Below are 14,165 nucleotides of genomic sequence, written 5' to 3'. Positions count from 1 at the left end.
TCATGAGAACCCTCGCTATGAGCACCGCACGGATCACTGATGGGCAGTACAAGCCAGGTATTTGGCAGAACCTTCGTCTCGTTCCGCTGTTTAGTATGATCTTCAGTGGCATTCTGCTGCTGTTCGCACTTTGCATTGGTCTCGCCAGCTATTTTCTTATCCAGAGTAACCACTCACTTGAGCAAGCCACAGAAGAGATCCAGGTACGCATGGGGATCTCAAACAGTTCTAACCATCTGCGTACTGCACGCTTAACCATTATCCAGGCTGGCGCAGCTGCGCGTATCGGAGAAATGGACACGTTTCGCGCTAACGTCGCTGAGACCGAAAAGCGGATTAAGCAGGCTAAAGACGGCTTCGCAGTTTACCTGAACCGGCAGGTTAAATCCGCGGCCGATACGGAACTGGATGGTGCGTTGCAGTCGCGGTTTAATGATTACGTCGAAAAAGGGCTGCTGCCGATGATTGAATCCGGAAAGCAAGGCAGCTTTGAGGGGATTATCGCTCATGAAACTGACGTGACGCGCAAACTGGATGCCGCCTATAACGAAGTTTTGCTGAAAGCAATAAAGATCCGTACCGCGCGCGCTCAGACAATCAATGAAGACGCAGCGTATCAGTCACGTATCGGCTTTATCGCCATGGCGGTGGCCTTTGCTGCGGCGCTGCTGCTGGTATTGCTGACGTTTGTATTTCTGCGCCGGATCGTCATCAATCCGCTGCGCCAGTCCGTTTCGCACATTGAGCGTATCGCCCAGGGTGATTTGACCACCCCTTACCGCCCTTATGGCCGCAGCGAAATCGGCACACTTATTCATAATCTGCAACTGATGCAGGAATCCCTGGTTAAAACCGTGGGCACTGTTCGCGAAGGCGCTGTGGCAATTTATCAGGGCTCCGGTGAGATTTCAGCAGGCAATACCGATCTCTCCTCCCGTACAGAACAGCAGGCTGCCGCACTGGAACAGACGGCCGCCAGCATGGAACAGTTAACCGCGACGGTGAAACAGAACGCGGATAATGCTCATCATGCCAGTCAACTGGCAGCAGATGCGTCAGGAAAAGCGCGCAGCGGCGGCGAGCTGGTCAGTGGCGTGGTCAAAACCATGAACAATATTTCGGGCAGCTCGAAGAAAATCGCTGAGATCACAAATGTGATTAACAGTATCGCTTTTCAGACCAATATTCTGGCGCTGAACGCGGCAGTAGAAGCGGCTCGTGCCGGTGAACAAGGCCGCGGCTTTGCCGTCGTCGCCAGTGAAGTTCGTAATCTGGCGCAGCGCAGCGCGCAGGCAGCGAAAGAGATAGAGGCGTTGATCGCTGAATCGGTAACGCTCATTAATGATGGTTCCCATCAGGTGGGTGAAGCGGGTTCAACCATGAGTGAAATTGTGGAAGCGGTTCGCCGTGTGACAGACATTATGGCCGAAATCGCGGCGGCCTCGGATGAGCAGAGTCGCGGTATTCAGCAGGTGAGCCAGGCTGTGACAGAAATGGATAATGTGACGCAGCAGAATGCATCGCTGGTCGAAGAAGCATCGGCAGCCGCTGCTTCACTGGAAGATCAGGCAGGCAAACTGACTCAGGCGGTTTCAACATTCCGTTTGCACAGCACACCAGTGAAGCCGGTGGTGAGCGCAGCACCGCCCGCCTTAGCGGCGGCACGCACATTACCGCGTCCGGCGTTAGCAACGACAAATGACAACTGGGAAACCTTTTGATGTGAATTTTTCTACTGATTATGCCTTTACTTCAGCCCTGCTCCTCCCCGCACGGGGGAGGATTGAAACAGAGCAGCGGACCTGGTCTGACCTCATGCCGACTCGTATGGCTCGACGAAAATCCCTTCAGCATCATCAGTCTCATTAAAGAACCAAATCCCTAACGGATAGTCTTCAAGGGCCACCAGATACATTGTGCCTTCATTAAAGGGTTCGACGGCTAAAAGGGTGCCAATACGGCGCGGTCCCCTTCTGTTTTTACCGTGACACGGTCATTAACCTTCATTTCATCTCTCCTGATCATTTCCTGTGTCACAGTTTAAACGAACGGCAGCGGTTATGCAGGGCTAGCGGCGTGCAATAACCCATACCGCATGAATAATACCGGGGATGTAGCCGCATAATGTAAGCAGGATATTCAACCAGAACGCACCGCCAAAACCGACCTGCATAAAAACACCCAGCGGTGGCAATAAAATAGCGATAAGAATACGAAGTAAGTCCATGATCTCTCCTTGAGGTGTTGAAAAGAAAAAGCTTTATCTTTAAATATAGCTGATTCTGCTAAAAATAAAGTCAAAAACAGGTAAAACTAAGTAAGCCGTAAGATTTTCACTTCCTTAACGTTTCATGACAAGACTTCTGACGCGATGAACTCTTACACTTCTTCCACTGCACCAACCCCAAAGGCGCAGTCAACCTAAAAGTAACAAGGATTTTTGCCCGCGCAGCGCGGGCTTTTTTTGCCTGCGATTTACCCCACGGCGCTTTTCTTTCTGCGATCTATACTCACTCTATTCATCTCGCTCTTAAGAGGCAGATCATGGCCAGCCCAAACAAATACAGCGACGACGTGCAGCAAGAAATGCAGGTCAATGTGGAAGCGTTGCTTGAGGCGATTCAGGCTAAAACGTCTGGAGACGTGCGTGAGTATATGGAGACTGAACATGCGTACCGCGTTGCCGTCGATGGTCAGCATTTTGAGAGTTATAGTGAACTGGCTGAAGCCTTCGAACTGGATATCCGCGATTACACCTCATGCGAAGTTAACCGCTGACGACATAAAAAAACCCGGCGGGATGGCCGGGTAAAAAAACATTCGTTACACCAGGGAATTCTTAACACCCTTGCAGCCTACGCCTTCTCTGACTTAAGACAAGTCTCAACTGTGCACGTTTATCCAGCCAGGCGGCCTGAAAAATCGTCTTTTGTTACCGAAAACACCGCTCACAGCAGGCTGCAACGCGGTGCACGAACCGTGCATCAGGCTCACATTTGCGGCTGTGTTTTAAGACAATTCCTGGATATCCACTTTATCGGCATATCAGAAAAGTGTGACTAAGATTCAACTATAATATTGAAAATTTGTTGCTTTAGCTTCGAACTTGACGACAGGAGCCTAATGATGCCGACTCTGCAACAGCCGCTTATGATTGTGACCGACCTCGACGGCTCACTGCTGGATCATCACAGTTATCGCTGGGATGCCGCCGTTGACTGGCTTGATCAGCTACAACAGCATCAGATTCCGTTGGTCATTTGTACCAGTAAAACCGCTGCTGAGATTTTACCCCTGCAGAAAAAACTGGGCATTTCTGGCGCGCCTTTTATTGCTGAAAATGGCGCGCTGGTACAGCTGAATGCTTCAGAGCGGGTGCGCATCCCGCCAGAAAGCCTCTCTTATGAAGCCCTGCATCAACTGCTGCTTCCCCTGAAAAAAACCTATCGGTTTAGCACGTTTTATGACTTCACCGATCGTGAAGTTTCAGCAATGACAGGCCTGACTGAAACCGATTCCGCCTTGTCCCGCCAGCGAGACGCCACTGAAGTGCTGGTCTGGCGTGACAGCGATGATGCATTTGATGCTTTCCGCAACGATCTGCTTCAGCACAATCTCGATCTTACGCAGGGCGGCCGATTCTGGCACGTTATGCCGGCTGGTAGCGGTAAAGGCGAAGCCTTGCGCTGGCTGCTTAGCCAACAGCAGGAAACAGGACGGATCACCATTGGCCTTGGCGATGGCCCCAATGATGCTCCCATGCTGGATGCGGTGGATTATGCGGTGGTGATCAAAGGTTACAGTAAAACGCCGGTCAGGCTGACACGTCAGGATCAGCAACATATCTTTCACACCGCCCATTACGGACCGGAAGGCTGGTGTGAAGGCCTGGATTATTTTCTCACTTAGCCCTAATTAGCGGCTGGCGCTGCAAAACAGTAAGGATGAAGCGATGAGTGATTTTTATCAAAATGGCGTGATTACCAATTTTCATAACCTTACCCACCGCAGCGTGGAATCGCTTGAAAAAGAGATGGTGCGCTTTGCGCGCAAGCGCAAAATGGGCTTGATTTTGCCCTCCTTGTTTTCAGAACTGGAAGGCCCGGCACTGAGCCACATTGTTGATGAGTTGGCTAAAGTGCCCTACCTGAACGAAATTGTCATTGGGCTGGATCGTGCCGATCGCGATCAGTTTCTTTATGCTCGCGAATTTTTTTCCCGCCTGCCCCAGCGGCATCGCATCCTGTGGAATGACGGGCCACGTTTAAAAGCCATCGATGCGGAGCTGGATAAAGAAGGTTTATCGCCTACTCAACCGGGTAAAGGGCGTAACGTCTGGTTTTGTACTGGCTTTACGCTGGCATCGGATCGCACCAGCTGCGTGGCTTTGCACGATTGCGACATCGTGACGTATGAGCGCGGTATGCTGGCGCGTTTGCTTTATCCGCTGGCTAATCCCTCTTTCCAGTATGAATTTTGTAAAGGCTTTTATGCCCGCGTTGCGGACGGCAAACTTAACGGTCGCGTAGGGCGTTTGCTGGTTGGCCCGCTATTGCGCTCGCTGCAAAAAGTCTACGGCCACTCCGAATATCTCGATTATCTCGCCAGCTTCCGCTATCCGCTGTCGGGAGAGTTCGCCATGCGCACACACGTACTCAATAACATCAAAATTCCCGGTGACTGGGGACTGGAAATTGGCGTGCTGTCTGAGATCTATCGTAATTACACTACCCGGCAAACCTGTCAGGTCGAAATTGCTGATAACTACGATCACAAGCATCAGCCGCTGGCGGAAGAGGATGGCACGGGGGGCTGAAGCGCATGAGCAACGACATTGTGCAATCGCTGCTGCGCAAACTTGCCACTATGGGGGTGCCGCTGACCAGTGATTCATTTCGGGTGTTGAAAGCCACCTATTACCGAAACGCGCTGGATATGATGGAAATTTATAACCACGAAGCGGCGATGAACGGCCTTAAGTTTGACCAGCATGTGGAAGAAGCTGCAGTAGAAATGTTCACGCAATCGATTCTCGATGCGGGACAATCTTTATCGAGCGCCCCAATGAAAAACCGTTTATACCAAGCTGGAGCCGCGTGCAGTCAGCTTTCCCCGATATTCTTCAGCGTATCTATCAGGCGGTAGAAGACGATAACGAAGGCGATGTTTAATTAATACAGGTAAAACACGTCCGCCGCAGGGAAGCGGCGGAAGGGTGTTAATCAACGGTTGTTTACTGGCTGCCTTTCAGCGTCATGTGCGCTGGCTCTGAACAGGCAGCACGCCTGATTAACTGGCCATTTGCTGCGACGGTGTCGAAGGGTTCAACTCATCGGAACGGAAAGCCTCGTTTCGTACGGCGTAGCCATCATACCAACGGCACTCGACCATACCGCTGGCGTAGCCAGTTACCACCATTGTCTGTCCATTTTCCTTGTGCTGAACCTCTTCACTGATTGCAAAAACCATGCTGTGCCCTCCCGATTGTTAATTGAACAGTTTTCTTTATAGCAGCCGAAAGGGGTTCTTGCCTGTTAAGGCGCGCATAAAATTGGCAAATTCAGATTTAATCAGACAGATATATTGAAAATAAAAAAAGCGGATAAAATTTATTATCCGCTTTGAGGCCTGATGACAGCCAGGAATCAGATTTTGCAGCCTTCGCAATCGGCTTCATCACCGAGATCGTCAGGCACTTCGCTAGCTTTCTTCTCAGCGTTAGCTTCGGCCTGCTCCAGTTGCGCATCAATATCAAATTCAAACATGTCGTCACTCATTTTATTCTCCTTTTTCCCTTTCATCGGGCCTGTAGCGCAGCGAGATGAAAAGAAATTGTGTTAATCATGGTGCGCTTTATACCGATTTGCCGCGCAGTTTAGCAATCAGATTCACGCCTAACAGCACGATCGACCCAATGATGAAGCCCAGCACCAAATTGGCTCCGTTGCTCAGTAAGGCTGAGATCAGCCCACCGAAATCAGCGGTAATCTCTTCGATCAGATGATGCAGCGGCGTAATACCATGCACAACGATGCCGCCGCCCACTAAAAACATTGCAATGGTTCCCACCACTGACAAAATTTTCATCAGCCAGGGGCCATTGCCAGCAGGAAGCCACCGAAAGCCTGCGCCAGGCGCGACGTTTTTTCGCGCAGCCAGTAGCCCAAATCATCGAGTTTTACGATCGCCGCAACGATGCCATACACCCCTACCGTGACTACAATCGCAATACCGGACAAAATCAGGACCTGACTCAACAGCGGCGCATCGGAAACAATACCCAGCGTAATGGCGACGATCTCAGCGGATAAAATGAAGTCAGTGCGCACGGCGCCTTTGATCTTCTTTTGCTCAAACTCACGAGGATCCTGCTTCGACAACTTTTCCAGGCGCTGCTGGCGCGCTTCAGGGAGTTTTGCTGCTTGTCGTGTTGCAGGCTGTGCATCACTTTCTCAACCCCTTCATAGCAAAGGTAGGCACCGCCAATCATCAACAGCGGTGTAATCAGCCACGGAGCAAATGCTGAAATCACCAGCGCCAGCGGCACCAGGATCAGCTTGTTGATAAAAGAGCCTTTTGCAACGCCCCACACCACCGGCAGCTCGCGATTGGCTTTGACTCCCGTCACCTGCTGCGCATTCAACGAGAGATCGTCGCCTAACACGCCCGCGGTTTTTTTCGCGGCGATCTTTCCCATGACGGAAATATCGTCCAGAAGTGTTGAAATATCATCAAGTAAGGTCAGTAAACTTGTTCCTGCCAAAATGGTTTCCTTATGCCGGTTCTATTCCGGTTCGTTATGCTGACAACATGGGCAACGCTCAACTTCAGCAACTGTCATCTCGGCGATGCCCTCACAATCCCACTCTACGCGCACCGCTTGCCCAGGCGCTGTCCCGGCATGCAGATACTTACTCACCGGGCTTTCCGTTAGCCCCGTCACCTCTTCCGTGGCCACCAGCCTGTCGCCAGCGTAGACACGTACGGTTGCTTTTGTGTTCACCATGCGCTCATCACGAATTTGATAAAGGCGTTTCACAGTGAGTTTAATACTGCTCATGACGGGCTCCCGGTCGCGAAGAAAGCAGGGATCTAACCAATTATGTTGCTGATTGGCAAGGCTGCAAGTTCAGGGTGCGCGGTAATGATGAATTCCCTGATGATCGATTTCAGCACTTTTCGTCATCACCAACAACCACTCCTCCAGCCGTTCAAGCAGCGCATCATCCCCTAACCGCAGTTTGCCGCGCAGCGCGCATTCCCAGACTATCAATACCTTCCAGCCACTTTCCTGTAACTGATGGACATAGCGCCGGTCGCGCTCGACGTTACTGTTTATTTTGCCTGTCCAGAATTCGGTTCGCGTGGCGGGCACTTTAAACAGATAGCAGTGATGACGATGCCAAAAACAGCCGTGTACAAAAATTATGGCTTGCTGTTCAGGCAATACGAAATCGGGCCGTCCGGGTAGATTTTTATCCTGTACCCGATAGCTAAAACCGCGATCCTTTAGTAACAGCGCAATGCGCTGTTCGATAGCGGTATCCTGCTGGCGAATCGCGCGCATATTCTTGCTGCGTATTTCACTGGAGTGAACATCGGCCATGGCGTCTCCTTGTTAGCTGCTCTTTCAACTTTAGCCTGCGTCACTGAAAGCGAAAGCCGTCAGAGAAACAGTGAATAAAATAATCTGGCCGCTGGCGGGTAAAAGAAATATTTCATTCCGGGCCAGCTACAGGCAGAAACAAACTGAAGATAATCTTAAAATACGAACATGCTTTTTATCTCTTAAAACCCTGTCAGTGATTTAGCGTTACGCTTATTTACGCTTGCCTGATTTACTTTTTTATACGCTGGTGCGAGCCGCCTGATTTTTTGTGCTCCGCTTATACTCAATTATCCCTTCAGTTTCATTTAACCTTTATTGAGACGCTAACCATGGCAACCCCATCCCGTGACGGAATAACCCGCACTGAAAGCCTGCCTGAAACGCCTTCCCTGAAGGTTTTAGACTCATCGGGCAATCCCCTTGATTTTGCGAGAGTGGTGATTGAACTGGCAAATCTGAGCAGCAGTGCCATTACTCAGTTGCGTTCTGTTGAACAGCTTCGTGCAACAGAACCCACGCAGTCAGGACAAATTGCTTCCGTGCTTGAATATTCCAGCGGCAGTAAAGTGGGTGGCGGGATCTTTGTTTATGACGCGCTGGACAAAAGCACAAAAGAAGATTTTGGTTTGAATATCGTTACGGCCAATGGTGCACGCTGGAAACGCATCGTGCTGGATTATAATAACGTCACCGTGGTTGAATTTGGCGCTATCCCTGACGGTACAACGGATTGTCTGGAGGCCGTTACGCGAATGCACAACTGGTCACAGGCAAATTATCCGGCAATAGGTATTCGTTTTACGGCCGGAAACTTTATGCTGTCTAAATTTGATATCTCCGCTACCGAGATCAATTTATTTAAATTGTCCGGTGCGCCAGTCAGCTTTGGATTTTTTGCCTCAACAACGCTTTATTCTGATAAGAAAAATGATGAAGTGATGTTTTTAGTTAAGGCGCGCCACGTTGAAATAGCGGGTTTAATCATTGAAGGCCAAAGTAACAGCAGTGACAGCAGCGCCTCTAACAGTAAGGGTTTTTATAAGAATATTGATCCTGGCGGTCAGTTCTTGCGCGTCAGCTGCACGAAGTTTAGCTACCTCGGCGGACGGGCGTTGGATGTGCTGGATACGCTCGACTGCAAATTAGATCAGTTCTATGCCAGCCATTGCCAAAACGCCATTGTTTATGCGCGCTGGTCTGGGCAGCAACAGGGCGTGTGGGATCACTCGACAGCCATCGAGATGTCGAATTTTAATATTCAATATAATTCGCAGCATCCTGCATTTGATATGCCGCGCTGCACCCAGTCACTTATTCGTAACGGCTGGATTGAACATACGGAATATCCCGGCGATCTCTCCAATGGCCAGTGGATCATTGAAGCCCTGTCGATTGAAGATTGTGAGAATCCGCTCAAGCTCGCCTTTTCCCGCATCATTATGATGCAGAAGAACCTGCAAAGCGGCAGCACACTTGATTATTCGCCGGAGGGTGAACGCTGGCTGTCAGAATATGAAGAAGGCAATATTGAGCTGGCTAACTTTGGTGTCGTGGTGGAAGGCTCGCTTAATTATGATTACGTCACATCGCCCTACAGAATGGATAATCGCAGCGATAAAGAGGTGTGGTTTTATATAGGTGAAGTGGCGCTACCTGCTGAATCAGGCCAGCTCAACATTAAAATTGTTGGCTCCGGAGGCTACAGTTCAATCAAAGGAACCCAAACCGATTTCACGCAAAATACCCCGCAAGGGGCAACTTATATTGCTGTACAGGCCACCACAGGCGGACCCTATGCCACCTGGCATTCTGAAGGATCTGCGCCCGTCAAACAGGTTTATATCGAAGGAAAAAGCTCCGCCTGCAAACTGTACATAAAGATCGGGACTTATACAGGTCACGCCATTGCTCTGCTGGAAACCAACGGTGTAGACCGGTTTGGTGCGGGCGTTCATTTTCTGTTTCGCAAAAGTTTCACCCGTTGCGATGAACTCAAAAGTGCTGAACTCGATGCCGCTGACGTGAAATGCTTTGAACAACACTGGACAGGAAATAAAGATATCGGCTTTGGTTATAACAATGACCGGGAATTGATTATGCGTGGCCCGACGCGCGCGCTGGCTGATTTTGATGAAGCCAGTAACTGCTTAACCCTGCGCATTAACGGCCAGGTTTATGGTATCGAACTGAAAAAATTAAAAAGCAAAAAGTAGCGGGCACGTCCCGCTAATTTCTTCACGGGTTAAGGAGTGATAGCATAGGCGCCTCACTGTTAAGGAAAAATACATGCACGCCGATGACGCCGCCGCGATCGCTGAACCGCCGCTTACTGCTTCCTCATTAACCGACGACGCCACCCTGTTGATGCAGGTCCTGGCGATCTATTCAGTACGCGATCTTGTGGCACGTCTGCAGGCTAACGGGTATCGGGACTGGACAGCACAACAGCTTAATCGCTTTCGTCAGGGAAATTGCCCCTTCCGGCGCTCTCAACGGGAGAAGTCAACCTGTTGCAAGGTTTACTGCCGACGCGCCCGGCCCATTACGATGCCCCGGAATTTCGTTTTATCGATCTGTTTGCCGGCATTGGTGGCATCCGCCGCGGTTTTGAAGCCATTGGCGGCAAGTGTGTTTTCACCAGTGAATGGAACAAAGAGGCGGTGCGCACTTATAAAGCCAATCACTACAGCGATCCGCACGAGCACCTTTTCAACAGCGATATTCGCCAGGTGACGCAACCGGCGGGCCTGAGCGACGATACGGCGATTTATCAATACATTGACGCAGCAATTCCCGATCACCAGGTTTTACTGGCCGGTTTTCCCTGCCAGCCTTTCTCGCTGGCGGGTGTGAGTAAAAAGAATGCCTTAGGCCGCGCGCACGGCTTTGAATGTCAGGCACAAGGCACGCTGTTTTTCGACGTCGCACGCATTCTCGCCGCCAAAAAACCGCCCTTTTTTGTGCTGGAGAATGTAAAAAATCTCAAAAGCCATGATAAAGGCCGCACCTTCGCCATCATTATGGAAACGCTGGATGAGCTGGGCTATGACGTAGCGGATGCCGATGCAACAACCCCCGATGCCAAGATTATTGATGCGCGCCATTTTCTGCCCCAGCACCGTGAACGCATTGTCCTGGTTGGCATTCGTCGTGACATTGCAGGCAGCCAGTCATTAACGCTGCGTGATATTCGCCGTTTTTATCCTGCGCAGGTGCCCGACCTGCAAAGCCTGCTGGAAACGCAGCCGGATGAAAAATATATCCTTTCGCCCCACTTATGGCGTTACCTTTACCAGTACGCTAAAAAGCACAAGGCGAAAGGCAATGGGTTTGGTTTTGGCCTGAACGATCCGCGTAATAGTCAGTGCTGCGTACGCACCCTATCAGCGCGCTATTACAAAGATGGTTCGGAGATCCTCATCGATCGTGGCTGGGACAGTGCGCTGGGAGAAGCCGATTTTCAAAACGTCGAGAATATGGCCCGCCGTCCTCGTCGTTTGTCGCCGCGCGAATGTGCGCGTCTGATGGGTTTTGATGTGCCAGGGAGCGAGCCGTTCCGCATTCCGGTTTCAGATACGCAAGCGTATAAACAGTTTGGCAATTCGGTCGTCGTGCCGGTGTTTGCTGCTGTGGCCCAGCTGTTACTTCCCTTTATTCGCACGCTAAAGCCTTAATTCAGGTCCACAATTTACGTTAAGAAAAGCGATTCTGCTGTTTTCCTCACGGAGCGGCAGATTGTCACAACGTTGTCATACAACCGCCCAATACTGCTGTTTTTTCATTTTGGGTAGCGCAATGTCTATTCTCACTTTTTTACCGCTGCGTGGTCGCAAACGGCTGAGTTTACCCTCCTTTCCCGCCTGGCTGACCAGCCTGCGCGGCAACTTTATCCTGTTTGTTGTGCTGTTTTGTCTGTTTCAGTCGGTTGGCATAGTGCTGCTGACTGCACAGGTTAGCCACACTAAAACCAGCCTGGCTCAGGCCAGTGCGCTACGCGATCGGCTGGCACTGTTAGACCGGGCGCGAATCGATCTTCTCACTGCCAGCGATAACAGCCATCGCGCTGGCATCTACTTAATGCAGGATCAGCAAAGCGGCTCCGTTGACAGCTGGAAAAGTCTGGCGGAAACGGCAAAAGCCTCCCTGATGCAGGCGGAAAAACGCTTCTCCGGTTATCACGCAGACGCAAAAAGCGATTTACAGCAAAGTTTTACATTACTGACGCAGGGGCTGGATGAGCAGTTAAAGGGGTTAGCAGCGAACAATATCGATGCTTTCTTTATGGTGCCTATGCAGGCGTATCAGCAACAATTTAACGACGCATGGTTCAGTGAGATCACTCAGGCCAATAAACAGCTTGGCGCAGTTAATCACACCACACTGACCACCTTAACTGACAGCCGCAACCTTTCTCTGGTGGTCGCTGCCCTGCTGTTCAGCCTGCTGCTGGCAGGCGGCAGTCTGCTGTTTCGCGGCGTGATTAGCCCGCTGCGCCTGGCAAGCCGCCAGTTGCAGGCTATCGCAACCGGTAATTTATTGCCGTCGGCGACGCCGCCGCGCCTGCAATCGCGTGAAACGCTGCAGTTATTTAATGCGATGGAAGAGATGCGTCAGGGTTTGCGCCATATTGTAAATGAAATCAATACTATAGCGGCCGGTGTTGCTGCTGGTGCCAGTGAAATGCAGCAGCATAATTTGCAGGCCAGTGAACAGCACAAAGCGCAGAATGCCAGCTTCAGCCACCTTTCCCAGCGCCTGCATCGCGTCTCAGAAGAGGTGGAAAACAGTGCTCACTTCTCGCTGCAGGCCACGCAACAGGCGCAATCAGCAGACAGGTTAATGCAACAGTGCGCCCGCCAGGTTGATGAGATGGAAATCCAGATGGGTAAAATTGTCGATGCGTCAGGTGACATTGCCGGTATCGTTGAAATGCTGGATGGGTTGTCACTGCAAACGCGCCTGCTGGCGTTGAATGCCGCCATTGAATCCGCGCATGCTGGCGTATATGGCCGTAGTTTTTCAGTTGTTGCGAAGGAAATTGGATTGCTGTCGAATAAAAGCGGACATTCTACGCGCCAGATTGATGGCTTGATTCAGCATACTCAGCAGCACGTGCATCAGGGCTTCAATAAAGTTAAATCCCTTGAAACGCTGTTCAGCCAGATTAGCCAGGCAGTGAGTGCGGTGGTAACACAGCTCAATGATTTGCAGCACAATGCAAAGGCGCAGAGCAATCGCGTCACGCATATTGCGGCTGAAGTGGTCGCACTGGATCAACAACTGCACGCTAATGAAGGCATCAGTCAACAGCAAGGCCGCGCTGCCGATGCGCTACAGCATCAGGCTTCGCGTCTGGCGCAAAGCGTGCAACAGTTCCAAATCAACGTGGCGTAAGGCGTAAAGCCGCAATAAAAAAACCCGTCTTTTGACGGGTTTTTTACTATTTCTTCTTCTTGCTCTGCTTTTTCAGCAGGGACCGAAGCTGCTTCACTTCTGCTGAGGTTAGCGGAGCGGGCACATCCTCTTCAATATCCTGACTATCAACAGACGGATGTGGGTGTGTTTGCAGGCTGGTCTGAAGACGCTGAACAATCTCCTGACTCATTGAAATTTGATTTTCAAGCGCCAGTTGTTTGATGTGCTCTTTTAGCGCAGGATCGATTTTAATTGTCAAATTAACAGTTTCGGTCATATCGTCACTCCCTTTTGTTATAGCTACACGCTACCGGATGACCGTTTCGATTAACATACTGTCATAAAAATTTAATATTAGGCGCGTAAAGGAGTGAAATCGCGGATCACCGATTCATCCATGCTCACCAGGTTACCTTGTAATTCTGCGCACAGTTTCGCCATATAACGCACCAGAAAATCAGCGTTATGCTCGGCGAGCGCCCGCCCCGCTGCGGTTTGCATACTTTCAGGCAGGCGCAGCAGTTTCTTTGAAAATGGTCGAGCGTCCAGTGCACATCATTTAACTCACGCTCTTTACCTAAAGGATCTTCACTGTCAAACAGCGGACGATTCAACGCACCCGCAGTATAGAAGACACGTGCCAGGCCGATGGCACCCAGGGATTCCAGTCGATCTGCATCCTGCACGACTTTAGCTTCAAGCGTTTCTGGCGCAATGGCTGCACTAAAACTGTGCGCTTTCACTGCATGTGCCACTGCATCGATCAGTTCAGCGGGAAAGTCGATAAAATCCTGCTGCAATATACGCTGCGTTTCACTGGCAGCGTAGGTAGAAGCGAGATGCCGTTCAGGATGGTTTTTCGGCAGATTGACCACATCGTGAAAATAACATGCTGTCAACACCACCAGCGGGTTAGCCTCGCTGCCTGCCATAATGCGTTGCGCGCTGGTCCATACGCGGCGTAAGTGTGCAATGTCATGGGCTTTATCATCGTGAACCCAGTTAAGTTGAAACCAGCTTTCAAAGCGGGATTGCCAAAGTGTGAGTGACATAATCCATCTCCCTGTAATGATTTATGCGCGGGTTCTCTAAAAGAACGTCGCGAACGGCAAGCCATCATAGCGACTGGCTAATGACACTT

11 protein-coding genes and 5 pseudogenes are annotated in these 14,165 nt (G+C 50.7%); 7 read left to right on the top strand and 9 right to left on the bottom strand.

Annotation, left to right across the window (positions count from 1 at the left end; translation table 11 throughout):
- Positions 1 to 17 precede the first annotated feature (17 nt).
- Positions 18 to 1,721 carry a methyl-accepting chemotaxis protein gene (locus O3W44_RS01980; protein WP_269291782.1) on the top strand — a complete coding sequence of 568 codons (1,704 nt, stop codon included), beginning with the start codon at positions 18 to 20 and terminating at the stop codon, positions 1,719 to 1,721.
- A 92-nt stretch (positions 1,722 to 1,813) separates the two neighbouring features.
- Here the strand turns inward: O3W44_RS01980 and dsrB are convergent.
- Both dsrB and O3W44_RS01970 read right to left on the bottom strand, forming a co-directional pair.
- Positions 1,814 to 2,007, bottom strand: a pseudogene (gene dsrB / locus O3W44_RS01975) (protein DsrB).
- Positions 2,008 to 2,068: 61 nt separating this feature from the next.
- Positions 2,069 to 2,227 carry a YqaE/Pmp3 family membrane protein gene (locus O3W44_RS01970; RefSeq protein WP_014605562.1) on the bottom strand — a complete coding sequence of 53 codons (159 nt, stop codon included), beginning with the start codon at positions 2,225 to 2,227 and terminating at the stop codon, positions 2,069 to 2,071.
- A gap of 317 nt (positions 2,228 to 2,544) precedes the next feature.
- Here O3W44_RS01970 and O3W44_RS01965 point away from each other — a divergent pair, with 317 nt between their 5' ends.
- From O3W44_RS01965 to O3W44_RS01955, 3 genes and pseudogenes are all read left to right on the top strand, one after another.
- On the top strand, positions 2,545 to 2,778 hold the full coding sequence (locus O3W44_RS01965) for a DUF2525 domain-containing protein (protein ID WP_269291781.1): 234 nt from the start codon (positions 2,545 to 2,547) through the stop codon (positions 2,776 to 2,778).
- A 348-nt stretch (positions 2,779 to 3,126) separates the two neighbouring features.
- The gene (locus tag O3W44_RS01960; protein ID WP_269294343.1) at positions 3,127 to 3,909 is read left to right on the top strand and encodes a mannosyl-3-phosphoglycerate phosphatase-related protein; all 783 of its coding nucleotides are present in this window, start codon (positions 3,127 to 3,129) and stop codon (positions 3,907 to 3,909) included.
- A gap of 43 nt (positions 3,910 to 3,952) precedes the next feature.
- A pseudogene (locus O3W44_RS01955) lies at positions 3,953 to 5,171 on the top strand (glycosyl transferase).
- Between the two features lie 118 nt (positions 5,172 to 5,289).
- Here the strand turns inward: O3W44_RS01955 and O3W44_RS01950 are convergent.
- From O3W44_RS01950 to O3W44_RS01930, 5 genes and pseudogenes are all read right to left on the bottom strand, one after another.
- Complete coding sequence (locus O3W44_RS01950) at positions 5,290 to 5,469, bottom strand: YodC family protein (RefSeq protein WP_269291779.1); 180 nt, start codon at positions 5,467 to 5,469, stop codon at positions 5,290 to 5,292.
- Between the two features lie 176 nt (positions 5,470 to 5,645).
- Positions 5,646 to 5,777, bottom strand: coding sequence for a hypothetical protein (locus O3W44_RS01945; protein ID WP_269291778.1), 132 nt, complete (start codon positions 5,775 to 5,777; stop codon positions 5,646 to 5,648).
- Positions 5,778 to 5,853: 76 nt separating this feature from the next.
- Positions 5,854 to 6,763: pseudogene (locus O3W44_RS01940) on the bottom strand (DUF808 domain-containing protein).
- 21 nt (positions 6,764 to 6,784) lie between these two features.
- Entirely contained in the window at positions 6,785 to 7,060 is a 276-nt protein-coding gene (locus O3W44_RS01935) for a hypothetical protein (protein ID WP_269291777.1), read from the bottom strand.
- Positions 7,061 to 7,129: 69 nt separating this feature from the next.
- Entirely contained in the window at positions 7,130 to 7,606 is a 477-nt protein-coding gene (locus O3W44_RS01930; protein ID WP_269291776.1) for a very short patch repair endonuclease, read from the bottom strand.
- Positions 7,607 to 7,938: 332 nt separating this feature from the next.
- On the opposite strand from O3W44_RS01930, the gene O3W44_RS01925 reads away from it, so the two are divergent.
- The 3 genes and pseudogenes from O3W44_RS01925 (at position 7,939) to O3W44_RS01915 (ending at position 13,003) form a co-directional block, all read left to right on the top strand.
- On the top strand, positions 7,939 to 9,822 hold the full coding sequence (locus O3W44_RS01925) for a hypothetical protein (RefSeq protein WP_269291775.1): 1,884 nt from the start codon (positions 7,939 to 7,941) through the stop codon (positions 9,820 to 9,822).
- Positions 9,823 to 9,895: 73 nt separating this feature from the next.
- Positions 9,896 to 11,283 (top strand): annotated as a pseudogene (dcm, locus tag O3W44_RS01920) (DNA (cytosine-5-)-methyltransferase).
- Positions 11,284 to 11,404: 121 nt separating this feature from the next.
- The gene (locus O3W44_RS01915; protein ID WP_269291774.1) at positions 11,405 to 13,003 is read left to right on the top strand and encodes a methyl-accepting chemotaxis protein; all 1,599 of its coding nucleotides are present in this window, start codon (positions 11,405 to 11,407) and stop codon (positions 13,001 to 13,003) included.
- Positions 13,004 to 13,049: 46 nt separating this feature from the next.
- Here the strand turns inward: O3W44_RS01915 and O3W44_RS01910 are convergent, their stop codons facing one another.
- Both O3W44_RS01910 and O3W44_RS01905 read right to left on the bottom strand, forming a co-directional pair.
- On the bottom strand, positions 13,050 to 13,301 hold the full coding sequence (locus O3W44_RS01910; protein WP_269291773.1) for a hypothetical protein: 252 nt from the start codon (positions 13,299 to 13,301) through the stop codon (positions 13,050 to 13,052).
- Positions 13,302 to 13,378: 77 nt separating this feature from the next.
- A pseudogene (locus O3W44_RS01905) lies at positions 13,379 to 14,076 on the bottom strand (phosphohydrolase).
- Positions 14,077 to 14,165: the final 89 nt, after the last annotated feature.

The sequence above is a fragment of the Pantoea sp. LMR881 genome (assembly GCF_027157825.1).
Lineage (GTDB): Bacteria > Pseudomonadota > Gammaproteobacteria > Enterobacterales > Enterobacteriaceae > Pantoea > Pantoea haifensis.
Note: the sequence above shows the minus strand (reverse complement) of the source record. Positions and strands in the feature narration are given on the sequence as shown.